13 protein-coding genes are annotated in these 19,983 nt (G+C 53.2%); 7 read left to right on the top strand and 6 right to left on the bottom strand.

What is annotated here, in order from left to right; all coding sequences use genetic code 11:
- Window positions 1-169: 169 nt before the first annotated feature.
- Entirely contained in the window at window positions 170-658 is a 489-nt protein-coding gene (gene tnpA / locus GQY55_RS19315) for an IS200/IS605 family transposase (protein WP_160043527.1), read from the bottom strand.
- Window positions 659-832: 174 nt separating this feature from the next.
- A complete protein-coding gene (locus tag GQY55_RS19320) occupies window positions 833-1,210 on the bottom strand; it encodes a hypothetical protein (RefSeq protein ID WP_212958499.1) in 378 nt (125 codons plus the stop codon).
- A 346-nt stretch (window positions 1,211-1,556) separates the two neighbouring features.
- Here GQY55_RS19320 and GQY55_RS19325 point away from each other — a divergent pair, with 346 nt between their 5' ends.
- From GQY55_RS19325 to GQY55_RS19350, 6 genes are all read left to right on the top strand, one after another.
- Window positions 1,557-3,302, top strand: coding sequence for a cache domain-containing sensor histidine kinase (locus tag GQY55_RS19325; protein ID WP_160043529.1), 1,746 nt, complete (start codon window positions 1,557-1,559; stop codon window positions 3,300-3,302).
- Between the two features lie 3 nt (window positions 3,303-3,305).
- A complete protein-coding gene (locus GQY55_RS19330) occupies window positions 3,306-4,859 on the top strand; it encodes a response regulator transcription factor (RefSeq protein WP_160043530.1) in 1,554 nt (517 codons plus the stop codon).
- 253 nt (window positions 4,860-5,112) lie between these two features.
- On the top strand, window positions 5,113-6,465 hold the full coding sequence (locus GQY55_RS19335; protein WP_160043531.1) for an ABC transporter substrate-binding protein: 1,353 nt from the start codon (window positions 5,113-5,115) through the stop codon (window positions 6,463-6,465).
- A 215-nt stretch (window positions 6,466-6,680) separates the two neighbouring features.
- Complete coding sequence (locus GQY55_RS19340) at window positions 6,681-7,580, top strand: carbohydrate ABC transporter permease (protein WP_160043532.1); 900 nt, start codon at window positions 6,681-6,683, stop codon at window positions 7,578-7,580.
- 10 nt (window positions 7,581-7,590) lie between these two features.
- On the top strand, window positions 7,591-8,424 hold the full coding sequence (locus GQY55_RS19345) for a carbohydrate ABC transporter permease (RefSeq protein ID WP_160043677.1): 834 nt from the start codon (window positions 7,591-7,593) through the stop codon (window positions 8,422-8,424).
- 79 nt (window positions 8,425-8,503) lie between these two features.
- The gene (locus GQY55_RS19350) at window positions 8,504-9,541 is read left to right on the top strand and encodes a glycoside hydrolase family 88/105 protein (protein ID WP_160043678.1); all 1,038 of its coding nucleotides are present in this window, start codon (window positions 8,504-8,506) and stop codon (window positions 9,539-9,541) included.
- Between the two features lie 394 nt (window positions 9,542-9,935).
- Here the strand turns inward: GQY55_RS19350 and minD are convergent, their stop codons facing one another.
- The 3 genes from minD to GQY55_RS19365 all read right to left on the bottom strand — a co-directional run bounded on the left by minD (window position 9,936) and on the right by GQY55_RS19365 (window position 18,261).
- Entirely contained in the window at window positions 9,936-10,742 is an 807-nt protein-coding gene (gene minD / locus GQY55_RS19355) for a septum site-determining protein MinD (protein WP_160043533.1), read from the bottom strand.
- 522 nt (window positions 10,743-11,264) lie between these two features.
- Window positions 11,265-11,804, bottom strand: coding sequence for a GNAT family N-acetyltransferase (locus tag GQY55_RS19360; RefSeq protein WP_160043679.1), 540 nt, complete (start codon window positions 11,802-11,804; stop codon window positions 11,265-11,267).
- A gap of 337 nt (window positions 11,805-12,141) precedes the next feature.
- Entirely contained in the window at window positions 12,142-18,261 is a 6,120-nt protein-coding gene (locus GQY55_RS19365) for a phosphodiester glycosidase family protein (RefSeq protein WP_160043534.1), read from the bottom strand.
- A gap of 361 nt (window positions 18,262-18,622) precedes the next feature.
- Between GQY55_RS19365 and GQY55_RS19370 the strand changes: the two genes are divergently transcribed.
- The gene (locus tag GQY55_RS19370; protein ID WP_160043680.1) at window positions 18,623-19,360 is read left to right on the top strand and encodes a GTP pyrophosphokinase; all 738 of its coding nucleotides are present in this window, start codon (window positions 18,623-18,625) and stop codon (window positions 19,358-19,360) included.
- Between the two features lie 83 nt (window positions 19,361-19,443).
- Here the strand turns inward: GQY55_RS19370 and GQY55_RS19375 are convergent, their stop codons facing one another.
- Window positions 19,444-19,950 (bottom strand): GNAT family N-acetyltransferase, encoded by a 507-nt coding sequence (locus GQY55_RS19375; protein WP_160043535.1) that lies wholly within the window; start codon window positions 19,948-19,950, stop codon window positions 19,444-19,446.
- Between the last annotated feature and the right edge of the window lie 33 nt (window positions 19,951-19,983).

Below are 19,983 nucleotides of genomic sequence, written 5' to 3' on the forward strand. Positions count from 1 at the left end.
ATAAAAACTGCACCTCCAATAGTTAGATGGTGTCTAACTATTGGGGTGCAGTTCATGTGAACGGGTGGTTTGCTCTGCGGCTGAAAGCCTTTGTTACTGGCCAGCCCTAAAAGGGCACTGAATCGTTCGCCAACCGCACTACTTTTTCGGCTACCCCTTAAGGGGTCTTCTAGTTCTTCTTCTTTCGTTTGTTTCCTGTTTCTTCTCCTGTGAATGGATCTATATACTCTTCCATCGTCATTTGTTCTGCAACCACGTCTTCTTGTAACTGATTTCGTATATACTCTTCAATCACTTTCTTGTTTCTTCCTACCGTGTCCACATAAAACCCTTTACACCAGAATTTTCGATTCCCATATTTATATTTCAAATTTGCATGGCGATCAAATATCATTAAGCTGCTTTTCCCCTTTAAATACCCTATAAATGATGACACACTTATTTTCGGCGGTATACTTACCAGCAGGTGTATATGATCTTTACATGCCTCTGCTTCTATAATTTCTACACCTTTTCTTTCACATAATTGTCTTAGTATTTTTCCTATATCTCTTTTCAATTTCCCATAGATCACTTGTCTTCTGTACTTCGGCGCAAACACAATGTGATACTTACAATTCCATTTTGTATGTGCTAAACTGTTCACATCAGATGGCATCTGATCTCCTCCTCGTGTTTTAAATTTGGTTGGCGAACCGAATTTATCTTAACACTTCGGAGGATTTTTTTTATACAACGCTTAAGCTATCCTGAACCATACGCATAGCGTATGGTTTTCTTTTTACAAAAAAAGCGAAGCCCGGAAAAATCCGGCGCTTCGCCTCCTAAGCGTTTATGATTTTTTCCCCGACAAGCCCCAACGGTTCGACAGCTTGCCGCGAAACGGAATTTCACGGGTTTCCTTTCCCTTATCGCTTCGCAATTGCTTCATGCGGTCCGTCAATTCCTGAAACCACACTTCGTCCATCGTGGACAACGCAAGGTCAACCAGGCTTTCGAGATTATCCGGATCTTCCAGGGAATTCACCGGCAGCAGCTTCAGCCATGAACCGCGAACGGACACCGTTTTGCCGACCGCTTCTTCATGATCCGATTGAACGACGCGTACTCGAACGATTTCCCGCTGGGCGTCCGCCGTTTCAATGTATCCGTGAATAAACTCTCCGTCTACCGTCTTTCCTTGAACCCAATCGCCAATTTCGAATTTCATCATTCCACCGCCTCACTCTTAATCGTGTATACAAACTGTAATTGAATATATAACAAAATCGAAGATTACTGTAATAATACTAAACACAGTTAGGAATGTCAAATCTGCGGCTTGCGAAAAAAGATATCAAGCGCGATCGCTTCATGTCTTTATTATATTCATTTCAAGGTCTGTTGTTGTCGTTATTCATCTGCTTCAAAAAATAGAGGGCAGCGGCCTAAACCCAAGCTCCCGCAAGCCTTGAGCCGCCGGTCCTGCGATCCGCAAGGCGCATCCTATTATTGACAGCGTTTACATCCCGGTGACATAATGTGTACTAAATTCCACATCATAGGGAGAAGATCGCGTGCAGAAATGGCTTGTCTCATTCAAGCATATGAAGATCAAAAACAAACTTTCCCTGCTGATCGCCTTTATCGTGGCGATGACGTTCGCATTCGCGATCCTCGTCCAGCAATATGCCTTTTCGGTGTATGACGAGCAGTTATACCAAAAATCCTCGCAGGTGCTGCATTTGTCGTCTTCCGCAATCGAAAAAGAGCTGGAGCGGATCGAGCAGCTTTCCTTCAGCATCGTTACCGACACCCAAGTCCAGTCCCTGCTCCGTTCCATCGCAACCAGCGATTCCGACTACGACCGCCTCATCCTGCGCAAGCGGCTGGTCGACCGGCTGCTCAATTACGTCGGCTCCGAACCGTCCCTCTATTCCATCCATGTCGTGGACGCTTACGGAGTTCAGCAGGATCTCGGCAGCGTTATCCCGATCCCCCCGGACAAACGGGCCGCCATCTTGCGGATTGCCGCGGAAGCCAATGGCGAAGCCCGATGGACGTATCCGGACGCTTCCGATCCGGCCCTCATCCTGTCGCGGGACGTCCGTTCCTATTCCGGGACGTTGTTTGACCTGAAGGAAATCGGCACGGTTTTTCTGCGGATCAACATGGACCGGATCGTCCATGAGATGGCTGGCGAGGAAGGGGATCTTGTCATGACCGCGGGCACCGATCCGATTTATCCCTCCGAACCTCACTTCGATCCGGCCGCCGTTCAGGACTCCCTGTTATCCGGGAGCGGATACTTCACCCAAGAAATCGAAAACCAAACCTATTTCATCGCCTACAATCGCTCGGCGGAGACGGGCTGGACCTACTTGAACGTGACGCCGTTCAACCGGATTTTCAAGCAAATCGTTTTTATTAAAGAGCTTGCCGTCATCGTCTTTATTCTCATTTTTGCCGTGGCGATTTTGTGGGGAATCCGCTTCTCCCGCGGCTTGACCCGTCCGATCGAAAACCTGATCGCCCGCATGAAGCTGGCCGAAAAAGGCAATTTCGCCGAAGCGAACGTGCTTGCCACCGACCAGGAGCCGCCGGCCATGGATGAGCTCGGGCTGCTGCACCGGACCTTCCGCCTGATGGTCGAGCGGATCAACGCGCTGATCACGGAAAACTATGCCAGCCGGCTGCTGATCAAGGAGACCGAATTCAAGGCGCTGCAGGCCCAAATCAATCCGCATTTTTTGTATAACACGCTGGAATCCATCAACTGGATGGCGAAGATCAACAAACAAACCCGCATTTCGCAAATGGTTCAGGCGCTGGCCTTTTTGCTCCGCAATGCCGTCAGCTTAAAGGAACCGGTCCTGTCGCTTGCGGAGGAGCTGGAAATGGTCCGGAATTACGTGACGATCCAAAAATTCCGGTTCGAGGACAGGCTGTCTTTCCGGCTTGACGTCGAGGACAAGGAGCTTTCGCGCAAAATCCCTAAGCTGACGCTGCAGCCGCTGCTCGAAAACGCGGTCCACTATGCGCTGGAGCCTTCGGTCGATGCGTGCACGATCGCTATTTACAGCCGTTATGAAAAGGACGCCTTCTGCCTGGTCGTCGAGGACGACGGTCCGGGCATGGCTCCGGATACGCTGGAATTGCTGCAAAAAGGCGAGCTTGTGGCGGCAGGAAACGGAATCGGCCTGTTGAATATTGACGAGCGGATCCGGTTTGCCTTCGGAGAGCCTTACGGCGTGGAAATCGACAGCGCCCCCGGCCAAGGAACGCGCGTCATCATCAAGTTGCCAAAAGAATTGGAGGGCTAAGCGATGTATAAAGTGCTTCTGGTTGACGACGAAAGAATCATTTTGGACGGCATATCCCAAATGGTCGATTGGCCCGCATTCCGGACGAAGCTGATCGGAACCGCGCAGAACGGGATCCAGGCTTACGAAAAAATCGCCGAGGCCGCCCCGGATATCGTCGTCAGCGACATTCGGATGCCGGGCCTGGACGGGCTGGAGCTTGTCGCCAAAACCCATGCCTCCCACCCCGCCGTCAAATTCGTGCTGCTGTCCGGCTACGGGGAATTCGAATACGCGAACCGCGCCATGCAGTACGGCGTCAAACATTATTTGCTCAAACCGACCGACGAGGTCAAAATCGCCGAGGCGCTCAAGGAAGTGACCGAGGAGCTGGACCTGCAGCGCGGCAGGGAAACCTTCATCCGCGATATGAAGCACCGTTTCGAGAAATTCATCCCCCATGTCAAGGAACAGGTGCTGAAAGAATTCGTCACGAACAAAACCTACGGAACACGAGACCTGGAGGAATACCGCGGACTGTTTCCCTATCCTTTCGATCATCCGATCCGGCTTCTGCTTTTCCGGCTTGAGGGCGAAGCGGATTCCGAGCACCCATTTGCCGCCAAAAACATTGCCGAAGACTTGCTGCAGACGACGCTGCTGAGCACGACGATCGGCGACCATGTGCTGATCCTGATTGCCGACCCGAAGGACCAAGACCTTTTTCATCAGCGCCTTCAGGAGATCCGGCATACCTTCAGCCTTTACTATAAAATGGGCATGACCATTGCCGTCAGCGATTCCGGCCCCATGGCGCAAGCCCGGAAGCTGTACCGCGAAACGCTGAAGTGCCTGGATTACCGGTTCTATCTGGACGAAAGCGGCATCATTACGAAACAAGACGCCCCCCTTCCATGCGGAGAAACAGGCGAATTTTTCTTTGACGAAGAACGTCTCATCCTTCCGGCCCGTTCCGGCCGCATCGAGGAGGCGGCGCAGGCCTTGTCCGAGCTCATCGCCGAAATGAAACGCGCCCAGCTCGGCATCGACATGGCTAAGTCCTGCGCCATTCAGCAATATGCCTCGCTGATCCGGGTGGCTGATCCGGAACGGTTGAACGAAGCGTACAAACGCATTCCCGAAATCGCCGAGATGGAATCGCTGCAGGCGATCCATTCCTTTCTCGATGAATCCGTCAAAGAGGTCGCGCGCCGCAACGGCGAACGAAACGCAGGCAAATGCAACGCGATCGTCAGGAAGGTAATCGACATCGTGGAAGAGCAGCTTGGGAACTCCGACCTGTCCCTCAACATGGTCGCCCATGATATGCTGTACATGAACGCCGATTATCTCGGCAAGCTGTTCAAAAAAGAAACCGGGGAAAAGTTCTCCAATTACGTGATGCGCATCCGAATCCAGCGGGCAACGGAACTGATGGCCGCCGATCCGGACGTCAAAATATTCGAAATGGCCGAAAGGCTCGGCTTCGGCGACAATCCCCAATATTTCAGCCAAGTGTTTAAAAAACAGGTTGGCTGTACGCCGTCCGAGTATATCCGCAAAGCTTTTTCGCTTTAGGACATGCCAAACGGATGATCCAAGGAGCGACCGGTTGCGCCTGAGGTTGTACATACAACCCATCGGCTGCATTTCGATTTCTCAGTCTGTCGTTCCCGCCCAAAAAACCAGGAAATCCCCGGCGTGCCACAACTCTGCTTTTTAAACAAACAGGTCGGTTTTTTTCCTTACCCCGCCGACGGCAAATAACGATAATGAACTTGTAAGCACAATCAGTCCAAAGAAACGGTTCGACATAAGGGGAGGAAAAACGATGAGAAAAACGTTGACTGCCGTACTGCTGTTTTCCTTGATGGGCAGCCTCATCGGTTGTTCGGGAGGAACGGCGGATAAGCCGAGCGAAACGGCGGATAAGCCGAATTCGGGAACCCAAGCGGCCGCCGGGGAAAAAGCTGACGAGAAAAAAGATCCGGTCAAGCTCCGCATCGCCTGGTGGGGCGGCCAATCCAGACACGACTACACGCTAAAAGTCATCAAAATGTACGAAGAAAAAAATCCGAACGTCACGATCGAAGCGGAATACGCGCCTTTCGACGACTACTGGAAAAAGCTCGCCCCGCAAGCGGTGGCCGGAGGGCTTCCCGACATCATCCAGATGGACATTTCGTATTTGAGCCAGTATGCCGGTCGCAACCAATTGGCGGATTTGAAGCCTTTTACGGACAGCGGCGTGCTGGACGTCAAAGACGTGAGCGAAAACGCGCTGAAAGGCGGGGAAGTGGGCGGCAAGCTGGTGGCGATGAATCTCGGCGTCAATGCGCTGCAAACGACGTTCGACGTGGAGACGATGAAGAAAAACGGCATCGATATCCCTTCGAAAGACTGGACCTGGGACGACATGGACAAGTTGGGCGCCCAGGCCAAGGCCAAAGGACTCCAGATCGGCGGATTCGCATACCATCATGAGGTGTTCTTCCCTTATTACCTGAGAACCATCGGCCAAAAAATGTACAGCGAGGACGGCAAGACGCTTGGTTACGCCGACGACAAGCCGTTTATCGATTACTTCACCCGTTACCAAAAGTGGTACGACAACGGCTATATTTTGTCCCTGGATAAGGAAGCCCAGAAAAAAGGCGTCGCCGAAGAGGACGAAATTCTGCTCGGCCACTCCGTATCCGGCAACGGCTGGTCCAACCAGTTCCTGGCCGTCGCCAACCTGGTGAAGGACCGTCCGCTCGAGCTGAATCCGATGCCCGGTCCGGGAACGAAAGAAGGCCTGTTCCTGAAGCCTTCCATGTACTTCGCCGTTTCGGAATCGTCCAAGCAAAAAGAAGAGGCGGCGAAATTCATCAGCTTTTTCATCAACGATCTCGAGGCGAACCAGCTGATCAAAGGCGAACGCGGCGTTCCGGTCTCCTCCAAGGTCAAAGAGGCGCTGAAGCCGAATTTGACGGAAAACGAAGCGAAAATTTTTGATTACGTAACGTGGGCCGAATCGAACAGCAGCCCGATGGATCCGCCGAACCCGATCGGCTCGGTCGAAATCGAAAAGCTGCTGCGCGATTTGAGCGAAAAGATCCTGTTCAAAAAAATCGCCATCGATCAAGCGGCCGCCGAGTTCCGCAAAGAGGCGAACGCCATTTTGGCCCGAAGCCAGAAGTAACGCAGCGTCCAAAAAAAGAGTGCCGAAAACCGGCGGCGGTTTTTCGGCCTCTTTTATGTGCGGATATAGGTCGTTCCGGCTTTTCCATACCTCTGCTTTTTGAACAAACTGCCCGGTTTTATCCATTACCCCCGCCCGTCCCCGTTTCTATAATCGAAGTATACAAGGATTTTCGCATGCAAAGTCCTGAACTTGTGAGCCTAGGAGTTGACGTTATGAGAAAGCTGCGGGATAACGAGCACATTACCGGTTATGTTTTCACCGCCCCGTTCGTGCTTGGCTTTTTGATCTTTACGCTGTATCCGGTTTTGTCTTCGCTGTATTACTCCTTCACGGATTATAACCTGATGGAGGCGCCGAGATGGCTCGGCTTCGATAACTACAAACGGATGTTTATGGACGACGAAAAAGTCGCCAAATCGTTTCAAGTCACGTTTACGTACGTGCTCGGGAGCGTGCCGTTGCGCCTCATTTTCGCCTTGCTCGTCGCGATGGTGCTGAACACGGCAACCCGCGCCGTCGGATTATACCGTTCCGCTTTTTACCTGCCCTCCCTCATCGGCGGCAGCGTGGCGGTATCGATCATGTGGCAGCAAATTTTCGGGGACAAGGGTCTGATCAATTCCTTCCTGACGCTGATCGGCATCCCGTCCTCCACCTCGTGGATCGGCAATCCGAGCACCGCGTTGTGGACTTTGATCGCCTTATCCACCTGGCAGTTCGGCTCGTCGATGATCATCTTTTTGGCCGGGCTGAAAAACATCCCGAAAGACTATTACGAAGCGGCCAGCGTCGACGGGGCGAACGCGGGTCGCCGTTTTTTCAACATCACGCTGCCGATGCTGAGCCCGATCATCCTGTTCAACCTGACGCTGCAAACGATCTCCGCGTTCATGACGTTTACGCCGGCATACATCATTTCCCGCGGGGAAGGCGGTCCGCTCGATCAAACGCTGCTGTATTCGCTTTATTTGTACCGCAAGGCGTTTTCGCATTTCGAGATGGGTTACGCCTCGGCCTTGGCCTGGATCATGCTGATCATCGTCGGCGTGCTGACAATGCTGATCTTCAAATCTTCAACCCGCTGGGTTCACTACGAAACGAAGGGAGATTAGAGCCATGGCCATGTCGAAACCGAAACGCATCCTCTATCACGTGCTGGTCACGGTGTTCGCCCTGCTGATGATCTACCCGATCCTATGGCTGGTCGCCAGTTCCCTGAAGCCAAACGACGAAATTTTCACGACCTCCTACAGCCTGATCCCGAGCCGACTCGAGTTTTCCAACTATGCATCCGGCTTCAAAGGTTTCGGCGGCACGACGTTTGCGACCTTTTTCAAAAATTCCTTTATCATCGTCATCCTTTCCACCATCGGCGCAGTGGCTTCTTCGGCTCTCGTCGCCTTCGGGCTCGCCAGGACGAAGTTTTTCGGGCAAAAGTTCTGGTTCGCCTGCATGATGGCCACCATGATGCTGCCGCATGACGTTGTCATCGTGCCGCAATATGTCATGTTCGCCAAGTTCGGCTGGCTGTCTTCGTTCAAACCGCTGATCATCCCGCATTTTTTCGGGACGCCGTTTTTCATCTTCCTGATCATGCAGTTTATCCGGACGATTCCGAAGGAGCTCGACGAAGCCGCCAAAATCGACGGCTGCAGCAAATACGGCGTCTTCTACCGGGTGGTCCTGCCGCTGATCGGGCCGGCGCTTATTACGAGTTCGATCTTCTCCTTTTACTGGCGCTGGGACGATTTCATCAACCCGCTCATTTATTTGAACAGCCCGGAAAAATATCCGGTGTCCCTGGCGCTCAAGCTGTTCCTGGACGGCGAATCCCTGAACAACTGGGGCGGCATGTTCGCCATGGCGACGCTGTCGCTGCTGCCGGTCGTCATCGTCTTCTTTATTTTTCAAAAATATATCGTTGAGGGGATCAGCACTACCGGGCTGAAAGGCTGATCTGGCAGGGGGCTTCCGTATGGAAAAACGAATGTATTCCGCAAGCGACGAAACCAATCTTGAAAGGGGCACAAACGATATGCCGGCACTCGTATTTGACGAAAAACAAATTCTTGAAACGATCGACCGCGTGGTGGACCGCACGTTCCGGATGGATTTCAGCTGGGACTGGCCGGGGGGCGTCGCCTTTTACGGCGTCTGCGAGGCGTACAAAGCTACGGGAAAAATCGAATACCTGGAGCCGCTAAAGGCCTGGGTCGACGAAAACATGGAGGACGGCCTGCCCAAACTTTCGGTGAACGGCGTTTCCATCGGGCATTCGCTGCTTACGCTGTACGAGGCGTATAACGATGAAAGGTACATGAAGACGGCGCAGGAGATGGCCGAATATTTGACGCATGAAGCCGTCCGCTTCGGCGACGGGATTTTTCAGCACACCGTCAACTCGGAGACGTACAATTTCCCGGAACAGGCATGGGTCGATACGATGTTTATGGCCGGGTATTTCCTGCTCCGGATCGGGGCGGCGCTGCAGCGCGACGATTATTTCGAGGACGGCCTGAGGCAATATCACGGCCATGAAAACGTGCTGCAAGACCCGGCCACGAATCTGTACTACCACGGCTGGGACAACATCGCGGGCCATCACATGTCCGGCGTCTTCTGGGCGCGGGGCAACGCCTGGGCGGCCTTGACGATGGCCCGGGCGCTGGAGCTGGTGCCGGTCACGCACCCGTCCTTCATGATCATCGAAGGTTCGCTGCGCGACCAGCTCAGCAGCCTCGTCCGGCTGCAGGACGATTCCGGGCTGTGGCATACGATCGTGGGCGACCCGGATTCCCCGCTCGAAACGTCCGGCTCCGCCGGCATTGCGACCGCGATTTTGACCAAAGGCCGGATCTACAACAAATACACGCAAAAATCGATCGACGGCATCCTCCCCAAAATTACAGACGACGGCACCGTCACCGGCGTTTCCGCCGGCACGGCCGTCATGAAAGACGCCGCGGGCTACAAAGGCGTGCCCGACAAACGGATTCAAGGCTGGGGACAGGGGCTGGCGTTGGCGTTTTTGTCGGAGCTGTTGTTTCAATCCACACACCCGCGTTGGGGTTGACTCTAATTCTGATGGATGACTGACCCAGCCAGGATATTTTTTCGCGCACCCGCATAGGGTGCGCCGTCTTCGGCTTAATCGAGATGTAATGATTTCGATATTTCAATCCACGCACCCGCACAGGGTGCGACATCATTCATAATCGGTTAAACCACGGGTAGACATTTCAATCCACGCCCCCCACAGGGTGCGACTCCGATTTTTCAAGTAGAGAACCTGAAAAATAGTCGTTCATAACCACTCATGATCCAATTAAAATTGTATTTATTTACATAAATGTATAAATAACAAGATATTTTTTTCATCATTTCAACTTTAATATTCGACAAAAATCTCCCAAAACCTGCTATGGGCATATCACCCTTTTTAAAGCCCGGTTCTTTCCCTCTTCCAATCAAACCGAATTGCTCTGCCCCCACCACAGTCCTTTGGTAAAGGAAAAGAGATGCTTGCGCTTCTTTTGCGGCTTCTCGGAAAATATCCTTTCCTGCTCATTGGTTATGAGATTTTGTGCGATCTGGCGGAAACGGCGTCCGCTTTCCTGCTCGGGATCAAGGGCAATCGGAATTCCTCGGGCTACGGAACGTATGATATCCACGTCCATCCGTATAACTCCAATGAGACCGATATTGAGAATATTCACGATATCTTCAAGGTTTAAGTCCCGCTCGGCCGGATCATCCGACATATTAACGATAAGCTGCGGAGGGGAATCGATCAGGTCGCCCAGCAACCCGATGACGCGATCGGCGTCCTGAAGCGCCGTCCGGTTGGGCGTCGTGACGATGATCGCTTCGTCGGCGGCGTAAGAGGCGTTGCGGAATCCGCTTTCGATCCCTGCAGGAGAATCAATCAGTACATAATCATAGTTGTGGGCGATGTAATGGACCACATCCCGAAACAACCCCGGATCTTCGTGATGATCGGCGCTCGCGGTGCAGGAGACAAACGAGAGGTTCGATAGTCGTTTGTCCGGGATGATCACTTGATGCAAACCGCATCGTCCGGCCATAAAATCCGAAATATCATAGTTCAATCGGCTGCTTAACCCGAGCGGAATGTCCAAGTTGCGCAGGCCGTAATCCGCATCGATCACACAGACCTTTTGTCCCAAGCAAGCAAGCGCCGTCCCCAAGTTGGCCGTAATCGTCGTTTTACCTACCCCGCCCTTACCTGAAGTAACACAAATCACTCTTGCCATGAAGCAACACTTCCTTCTAGACCAAAATACGTGCTGTATCGTCTACAACCAACGTCCTAGGACGTATGGCTACAACCCATTCACTTTATCACAAGGAAATATACAAAAACTCTACAAAGAGATGCTGTTTTTTTACAGTTTTATTAGCTTTTATGGCATTACTACAAAGAAAAGGGAGAAATCGAAATAGCTGCGTTTGCGCGAATTGCTCAAGCAATGGCCCTGAGATACGCTGATGAAGCGATAGCGGAACCAGCTGTCCAGCATGTTGTCCCCGGGTTTGTGTCACGTTACGAGTGTGGCATAAAAATAGCTATCGAGAATTTTCTCGACAACCTTAATCATTCGTATAGCTGTTTTTCTTAATGATCCTGCGTTTTCGACAAAGATATATGAGCAAATAGAAAAAGCGTGTTTTGAAAAAAGGCTTGATCAAAACACGCACTTCGTATTTTCGATTGACTCATTCTTTTATAAAAAAATTCGATCATCTTTATAATATTACGCTCCACAATCGCCGGTTTAATCATTCGGGTTAATAATGGCTAAAACCTGATGATCTTCCCATTTCCCATTGATCTTTACGTTTTTTACCGCTAGGCCTTCTTTATGAAATCCCGCTTTTTCCAACACTCGAATCGAGCCGAGGTTATGGGGCATTACACCAGCTTCTATACGATGTAAATTTAAATTGGTGAATGCAAATTCGACGATCCATTTGACAGCCTCGGTCGCATACCCTTTTCCATTATTCTCCTTGTCTATAAAGTATCCAATGAACGCACTTTGAAGAGAGCCTCGTATAACCTGAAACAGACTAATTGTGCCTATCAATTTTTTCTCGGCCGTCGTAAAAATTCCAAAGTTATATTCTTGATCGTTTTTAAAATTGTTATCATACTCTTCAATCAACTCTCGTTGACCTTCGACCGTATAATAATTATCTTGTCGGGTCATCGAGTACATTTCAAAAAAATGACGGTTTTCCGTTTGCAACTTTAATCTTGCGTCTACATCCTCTTGAGTGAACGGTCTTATAGAAATCTTTTCGCCTGTGAACATAAAATCTTCCAAGTGCTATCACTCCCTGTTAGACCCTTTATATTGCCGTATAGATCTCATTCTACTACAAATGAATATCCTTTTTGAACATTCCGGTACGTATGTTATTCATTCCCATTCAAAGGATAAATGAACTGCATAAGCCAAACAGAGAGGGTGCCTCAACGATCTGCCCGTTGAATCCCCAAGCTAGTCTACAACTTTATGTCGATCCTGAAGCAACTTATTTATGCAGATGAAAAGTTGGTTGCGGTAAAGGCAAGTAGAGGCTCCGACAGATATACTCTCTTATACCATTAAAAAACGGCAGAACCCGAATCGGGTCCTGCCGCCTTTTTTATGGAGTGACTTGCGTCAGCTTGCCCAGCAAATTGTAGATGATTTGCGCGCTTTCCGCCCGGGTCGCCGCCCCTGTCGGATTAAAGCGCTGCGGCGATTGCCCTTGCATCAGTCCCGAAGCGTAAACCTCCTGCACCGCTTCCTGTACCCAAGCCGGCGAAGAGGCGACGTCGTTAAACGCGGCCTTGCCGGCGGAACCGCCGGATGCGGAAGCTCCACCTGCCAGCTTATACGCGCGGGCGATCATGGCCGCCGCTTCCTGGCGCTTGATCAAAGCGTTCGGCGCGAAGCTGTTCTCGCTTACGCCCTGCACGATCCCGGCTTGCACCGCCGCCGATACGGCCTCCGCGTACCACTGATCCGCGGCCACGTCGGAAAACGGCGTCGTGCCGCTGCCCTTCAGGTGCAGCAAGCGTACGAGCATGGCGGCCATTTCCGCGCGGGTCACCGGCTGGTTCGGCGCAAACCGGCCGGCGTCGATCCCTTCGATCAGATGTTTCGCCGCCAGCTCTTGAATGACCTCCGCCGCCCAATGATTTGCCGTATCCGCAAAGTTTTTGCGGTATTCCAACACGGCATAGGCAGGATCAAGACTGGATATTTCGGATGTCAGATGACCGCTTGCCAACGCCCCTCCGAAATAGCTCAGCTTGCCTGAGCCGGCCAGGCCATAGATGCCGGAAAGCTTCGGATTCACGCCCGATGAAACCGGCAGCGTCAACGTGATCGGCTGCTTCAAATCGGTCAGCGAATAGATTTTGCCGTCCTTCACGGTGATGCTCAGGCTAAATTTCAGCATATCGCTGCCGGCGCGGAGCGAAGCGCCCGATTCATGCTCGGCTGCCGCGATGTGCTTCGCTTGTTCGCCGCCGGACATCCGGTTCACGCTGAATTTGATTTGGCTTCCTTGCCGCTGTCCTTCGGGGATCAGCTCGCTTAAATCTTGAAGTACGGATGCCGGAAGCGTCAGCGAGACATTGCCCGCCTCAATACGTACAGGTTTATTTTGAAGCAGCGCACCCGCGCTGCCGGGGAGAATCAGCTCCTCGAAAGGCTGGTCCGTCGAGAAGGAAACGTCGCCTTTGGCGACAAGCGCGGACAGCTCGCTTTCCGATACGCTCCACTTTCCTGTATTTTTAGGAGGCGTTACCGGATCCGGCTTGCCGCCGCCTCCGTTAGGGCCGCTACCATCGTTGCCGTGATTGCCGCCGGCGTTTCCTCCCCCATTGCCGTCGCCTCCGCCAGGATTCCCTGGTGCCCGGACGTTCAAGACATATTCAGCATGGAATGCCTCATAAGTGGCCGAAATGACCGTCGTTCCTTCCGCCAATGCCGTCACCATGCCCCGTTCATTGACGGATGCGACATCCTTGCGGCTGCTGTCATAAGAGACGCCGTCCAGCAGTGGAATCCGTGTGCCATCCTGGTAGACCGCTTCCGTCACGGTCTGATCGGTCTCGCCGACTTTCAGGTTGTCTTTTCCTTGCAATAGGATGGATTCGATCATGCCTTCCGGCACCCGACCGACGGTAATCGTCGTATCTCCGTGTACGTTCCGATCGGCGGTGCTTGTCGCCCTGACGACCGCCGTTCCCAAAGCCTTGGCCGTAACGAGCCCCTCGGCGGAGACGCTCACCGCCTCTTGATCCGCAGGGTCGGCGCTGTACACGGACCAGGTGACGCTTTTATCCGTCGCCTGCTCCGGTTTCACCTGCGCGGTAAGCCGGCGGGTTTCGCCGACGGCGAGTTTCACGTCCTGCTCCTTGATTTCGACGCTTTCCGGAGCGATCGCCGTTTTGGACAGCTTGAATTGGTCGACGATCCGTCCGCCTACCGTTTTCGTCACGAACTTGAGCTGCTCCCCGTCGACTTCGACCGAGGCGTACATTTGCGTCGCTTCGTCGTCCGTGATCCGCTGCCAATCCCGCTTCGTCAGCGAATAAAACTTCGGCCCCGTCGAACCGGCAACGACGTACGTCGTGCCTTGGCCGTCTTCCACGATTGTATTGTCCATCATCGGGTAGGTCCGCAAATAAATATGATCATGGCCGTTCAGCACGAGATCGACCCCGTGTTTTTCAAGCACCGGCGCCCACAGCCGCCGGATTTCGGCCGTATCGTAGATGCTGCCGTACGGGCCGCGGTGGAAAATCGCGATTTTCCACGGCTTTGTCGTCGCCGCCAAATCCTTTTCCAGCCACTGCTGCTGCTCTTCGTATCGGTATTCGCTGTTCAGGACGATAAAATGAATGTTTTTGTAATCAAAAGAAAATTGGCTTCCCTTCAAGCTGTCCAGCCCGTTCCCCGGCTGATTGAAGTGGGCCAGGAAATCGTTGTTTTCCTTCGTGCCCATCACCTCATGGTTGCCGATCGCCCCGACGAGCGTCGTGTTCAGGAACGCTTCCTGCGCTTCGCCGAACCACCATTTCCATTCCTGCTCGTTAAAACCTTTGTCGACCATATCTCCGACATGCACCATAAATTCGGCGTCAGGCGTATTTTCGAGCGCTTTTTTCACCGTGTTGCCCCACAGCTGGAACCCCTTCTGGTCACCTGCCTGGGAATCGGCAAAATACAAAAAGCTCGTATGATCCCCGGAAGCTTCGGCGGTTTTGAAGGTCCCTTGCGGGCTGTAATGGCCTTGGCCGTCCCCTACGCGATAAACGTAAACGGCGCCCGGTTCCAGGCCGTCGACGGCCGCCTTGTGCACCCGCACGGTACCGAGATCCACCGTTTGGTACAAATAACTTGTGCCATCCGCCTTTTTCACGTTCGCTTGATCAAATCCGTTGAACTCCGACTGCTTTGCGAATTCGACGACGCTCGGCTCCGTTCCCGGATGGGTGTGCCAGGTGAATCCTCTCGAAGCGGTCGGGTCGGCGCCCATGCTGACGTTGATGTTGTACGGCGTCTCCGTGCCGGAAAGCGGGGAAACCTTAAATTCCGCCACCGGGCTGTACATGCCGCCTTTGGCCGCCTGCACCTTGTACGTCTTCACGGTGGACGTCAGCGCCTTCGTTTTCAGCTGCCCCTGCGCGTCCGTCGTTCCGACCGGATTGCCGTCGGCCGAAATTTGCGCTCCTTCTACGGGTGCGCCGGATTCCTCTTTGACCTGGAACACCGTCTCGTATCCTTGAATGTTTCCGTCCTCGTTCCAGGACAGGGACAGTCCGCTCTTGATAATCGAGGACAGCGGCAAACCAAAAAACGTATAGCTCACGCCTCCCGTGCTGACGAACGAAACGGTGCCGGACACGAACCGGATCGTATTTTCGCCCGTCGCATCCTTTTTCACGTCGTATTGGATTTGTCCAATGAGATCCTGATCGGTCAACGACGATTCGTTAAGCCTGTCCATCGTCACAACGACCGTTCCCGTGCTAGTGTCGATATCCGCCTGCACTTGGGAAGCATTCAGCTTTTTCCCCGGCGCGAACCTTAGGTTTTCCACTCTCGACGGATCAAACGCAAGCTTGATTTGCCCGCTTTTCAAGTCCGAAGCTTTAACGCCTTTGATATCGACCGAATACGAATTTCCGGCATAAACGACCTTGGGCGTATCATACGCAATTTTGGAAGAGCCGGTATCCACGTTGAACGTCCACGCCTCAGTCGTCCGGTTGCCGGACAAATCCTTGACCGACACCTGCGCCTGATGGACCCCGTCTGCAAGCGGCGTGGCCGGCGTATAATATATTCGTCCTTCCGGCGGATACAGCGTATGCCGCACCCGGACCCCGTCCACGTCAAAACGGATCGAATCGGGGTCGATCAAGGTCGTGCCCGGATGCTGCGCCGGGTCGTATCCGGCATCTTCGGCGTACACCTTCATGACCGGCTGGTTCGTATGAACCGTTTCTCCCTCGGCCGGCGAGAAGTTTTTGAGCACCGGTGGCTCCAGGTCGTCTTCGGCCGGGCCGTACAACGCCCGGATTTGATCCACGTAGATGGCGCCGGCGTCTTTTTTCGCCCCCGACGTTTCCATGTACCGCACAGGCATGTCCATCGTCAGCGGCAGTGTTCTGCCCTTAGGCACATCGGCTTCAACGTACTTCCAGCCAACCCAGTCGACGCCGATGCCTTCCTTCGTCAAATCCAGCGCAATCGTCCCTTTGCTGTCGCGCAGCTGCGCACGCAGCCAATGGCCCTTGCCGTCCCCGTATACCCACATGCTGATTTTCTCCGGATAACCCGGAATCGCAATCGGGGCGTTTTTGGTTTGCAAATACGCGCCCGACGTGCCCGGCATGCCGGTAAAATCATACTCCAGCTTCAGCGAGCCCTTGCCGAATCGCACCAGGTCCTCGTTCGTTTCGATGCTGACCTTGGACGTTTTGAACTGGGCTCCGGCCGATGGCTGGTAGGCGTCCAATCCGTTTTCAAAGTCTTCCAGGATGACCGGCGGCAATCCGATGTTCACGTCCACCGATGCCTCAACTCCTTTGTAGCCGACAAAAATTTTGCCGCTTTGCTCCGTTTGGTCGGTCGCCGTAAAAACGCCGTTTGCGTCGATCGATCCGATCGGCCCTTCCACGCGCCATTCGAGCTGGCCGTTATCCGCCTGAATGACCTGACCGTTCCGCAGCGCCGTCACGTTGAGCTTTTCCGACTTGCCCGGCGCGAAGCTTTTTACCGCATCCCCAAAAGAAAGCTCCGTCAGCGTATCCACCACCTCGACTTTCGCTTCTCCGCTAAGCGCGCCCGATGTCGCGGAAACGTCCGCCATGCCCGCTCCCGAACCGGCCGTAAATACGCCTTGATCGTCGATCGCGCCGATCTTCGGAGCCACGCTCCACTGCAGCGTCCCGCTGAAGGCTGCCGGATGGAGGTTCGCATCCACCGCCGCCGCTTTGAAGGAAACCGCCGAGCCGGCGAGCACGCGCTGCAGCTGCGGCTGAACGGACAGCTTGTCCGCCGCTCCCTCGGGAGCTTTGTTCACGAGCAAGATCCCGTTTGCGGTTTTGCGCTCCCCGCCGTCCGAAGGCGAATTAAGCAGTTTCCTCTGGGTATCTCCCGGCATCCTGGCAATAAAGGTAGACGATCCGCCGCCGTCCAGGTTCAGGGCGTTCACGACGCCCATGTCCTTCATAAGCTGCGCCAGCTCGGCCAGCGTGACGCCTTCGCTGAATCCCGGCTGACGGCCGTCGATTTCGAGCAGCACAACCGAGCCGTCCGCTTTCGTCCCGATCGCCGTACGGGGATGCGCCGCAGGATCGGTGTTCGGCTGAACCTGTCCATCTTTGACAAGCAGCGCCGACCCGCCGATCGCCATCGTAACGTCGCTCCACTCGCCGCCGAGCTGCAGGCTGACGTTTGCCTCATCTCCGACTTGAAGCCCCGAGAGCATGTCGCGCTTCGCGCCCGAAGCGGACAACACGACCTTGCCGTCCCCAATCGGCGTATTCCCTTTGTTCTTATGGATGCTCTCCACTTTCAGCTGCAGCGTCTGCCCGCTTTTCGCCTCGCCATTAACGACGTCCAAAACAACTTCGTCCCCCAAATCATTCGTCATCGTGGTGGCGGAAAAATCCGGCGTATACAGCACCAGGTCCTGGTTCCCGCGGGTTCGGTTTATCGAGCTGAGCTGGGCCGTCTTCCCGCCGATCGTGAGCGACTTGGTCAGGCTGGGACTCGGTCCGTACAGCGTCGTGCCATCCGTCTTCAAGCCGAATGCATACCAGTCGTCCGGTGGGCTGACGAGCATTTTGCCGCCGCCCATGAACATGCCGAGCGGAACCCCGTTCGACATATCGTAAAAATCGCCGTTGATCCCCGCGATCACCCGGTTCCCCGGTTGGTCCGCGTCGCTCGCCATTTTGCTGACGCCCTGCATGCCGTACACTTTGCCGTCCGTCAGGCCCGGCTCCAGCGTTAACGCCGCATTTTTCGGATCAAACTCGACCATATGGAGCTTTTCCAACCCCCTGTCCAGCTTCATGTCCCTCCACGTATACATCGCGCCCGGTCCGATCTCGGCCCGCCTCTCGTCAACGACCGTACCGAACGCCGCCGCGCCCGCGTTTCCCGCCAGCGCCTGCTGGGCCGGCATGAACACCGACATTAGCAGCGCGCCGCTCAGCAGCGAAGACCATATTTTTTGCGTCCTTTTCCTGACCATTCTATCATTCCTCCTATTCTTCCTCTTCCGCCAGAATTCGGGTGTTGCATAGAACCACATCAGAAAAAAAGTATACCGCCGGGATGTTAACCTTCCTCCCCTACCTTTGTTAAAATCTCGTAAAATTAAATTTTGAAATTTTTTTATATATGTTTGTTATCACTATAAAATTTAATTTCAGAGAATTTAAGGATCTTTTTTCCTAGGGAAAAGGGGCTATGGCAGGAACAGGAAACGCCGGATGGAGCCGGAATTCGACAAGGACGGTCGGCCGCTGCCGGAACCAATCCATCATTTGACAGACTTCTCCGAAAAGCTTCATACTGAATATGTCGAATATGTACAGAAGGACGGTATTCCAATGGCAGACAATCCGATTGAACAAATGCGAATGATCCAAAAAGAGCTTAAACGTTTTATGATGAAATATAAGTTCGCTTTGCAGGAAGTGGAGACGAAAATCAAAATTTTGCAGGAAGAATTCCAAATGCTGCATGATTACAATCCGATCGAGCATACCAAATCCCGTTTGAAATCGCCGGAGAGCATTTTGAAGAAGCTGATGCGCAAAGGCGGGGCAAGCTCCCTCGAAGAAATCAAGGAGACCATCCGCGACATCGCGGGCATACGGATTACCTGCTCTTTTATTTCCGACATTTACAGAATCAGCGCGATGCTGCAAAACCAAAACGATTTGAAGACCCTTTCCGTCAAGGACTACATTAAAAATCCGAAACCAAACGGCTACAAAAGCCTTCATATGATCGTCGAAGTCCCCGTGTTCATGTCGGATCACGAGGAATCCATTTGCGTTGAAATCCAGATCCGCACCATTGCCATGGACTTCTGGGCGAGCCTGGAACATAAAATCTTCTACAAATACTACGAAACCGTTCCGCAGCGTTTGATCGACGATCTGAAAAAAGCGGCGGACACCGCCTATGAGCTGGATACGACGATGGAGCAGCTTCATCACGAGATGGAGGACATCAAAAGGGCCAACCAATCCGACGGCAAAGAGGATTTTCAGCTGCTCATCGACAACCAGCCGTTTAGGATTCCGGAAAATCTGTTGAACATAATCTCGCCAAAATCCTAATACTCAATCGATCATACTCTCGTAAAATGCGAAAAACCGGACCCTCAAGGTACCGGTTTTTCCTTTTTCATAGATGTGCAGTTCTAGTTATCTCCGAGATACGACCAGTGAATGAATTCCTCGTCCGAGCGATCGATGCGAAATCCCAGCTTCTCAAGCACCTTCCGGGACGCGGTATTTCCCGGCTCGCATCTGGCGGTCACCTTTTTGACCTCGTCCTGGCTTGCCGCCCATGCCAATAACTCCGACGCGGCCTCGTGGCAGTAGCCTTTCCGCTGCTGGCTTTCGTTTGTCGCAAAACCGATCTCAATCATGCCGTCTTCGTCCGGTTCGCCCAAAAAGCCGATGCCCCCTACGATTTCCCGATCTTCCTTCGTCACGACGATCCAGGAATCGAATCCGCGGGTTCCGTTATGTTTGACAAGCAGCTCCCGAAAAAAAGGCAGCGCCTCGTAGAAGTCCTGTCCCGGCCATTCGCCGCTCGTTTTATATCCTAACGCCTCAATCGCCCGTACATCCCGTTTCGCTGCCGCATCGATCAGATCCAGATCGAGCGTTTGCAGGATCAAGCGGTCGGTTTCAAGTTTCATAAAGTTTTCCCTGCCTCCTACAAAAAGGTTCCT

It is taken from the genome of Paenibacillus sp. USDA918EY (assembly GCF_009870825.1).
In the GTDB taxonomy this organism is placed as follows: Bacteria; Bacillota; Bacilli; order Paenibacillales; family Paenibacillaceae; genus Paenibacillus_AQ; species Paenibacillus_AQ albilobatus.

What these genes read in the sequence shown, in the direction of transcription:
- tnpA (WP_160043527.1), bottom strand. Translation starts at nt 658, where the DNA reads ATGCCATCTGATGTGAACAGTTTAGCACATACAAAATGGAATTGTAAG.
- GQY55_RS19320 (WP_212958499.1), bottom strand. Translation starts at nt 1,210, where the DNA reads ATGAAATTCGAAATTGGCGATTGGGTTCAAGGAAAGACGGTAGACGGA.
- GQY55_RS19330 (WP_160043530.1), top strand. Translation starts at nt 3,306, where the DNA reads ATGTATAAAGTGCTTCTGGTTGACGACGAAAGAATCATTTTGGACGGC.
- GQY55_RS19335 (WP_160043531.1), top strand. Translation starts at nt 5,113, where the DNA reads ATGAGAAAAACGTTGACTGCCGTACTGCTGTTTTCCTTGATGGGCAGC.
- GQY55_RS19340 (WP_160043532.1), top strand. Translation starts at nt 6,681, where the DNA reads ATGAGAAAGCTGCGGGATAACGAGCACATTACCGGTTATGTTTTCACC.
- GQY55_RS19345 (WP_160043677.1), top strand. Translation starts at nt 7,591, where the DNA reads ATGTCGAAACCGAAACGCATCCTCTATCACGTGCTGGTCACGGTGTTC.
- GQY55_RS19350 (WP_160043678.1), top strand. Translation starts at nt 8,504, where the DNA reads ATGCCGGCACTCGTATTTGACGAAAAACAAATTCTTGAAACGATCGAC.
- minD (WP_160043533.1), bottom strand. Translation starts at nt 10,742, where the DNA reads ATGGCAAGAGTGATTTGTGTTACTTCAGGTAAGGGCGGGGTAGGTAAA.
- GQY55_RS19360 (WP_160043679.1), bottom strand. Translation starts at nt 11,804, where the DNA reads ATGTTCACAGGCGAAAAGATTTCTATAAGACCGTTCACTCAAGAGGAT.
- GQY55_RS19365 (WP_160043534.1), bottom strand. Translation starts at nt 18,261, where the DNA reads ATGGTCAGGAAAAGGACGCAAAAAATATGGTCTTCGCTGCTGAGCGGC.
- GQY55_RS19370 (WP_160043680.1), top strand. Translation starts at nt 18,623, where the DNA reads ATGGCAGACAATCCGATTGAACAAATGCGAATGATCCAAAAAGAGCTT.
- GQY55_RS19375 (WP_160043535.1), bottom strand. Translation starts at nt 19,950, where the DNA reads ATGAAACTTGAAACCGACCGCTTGATCCTGCAAACGCTCGATCTGGAT.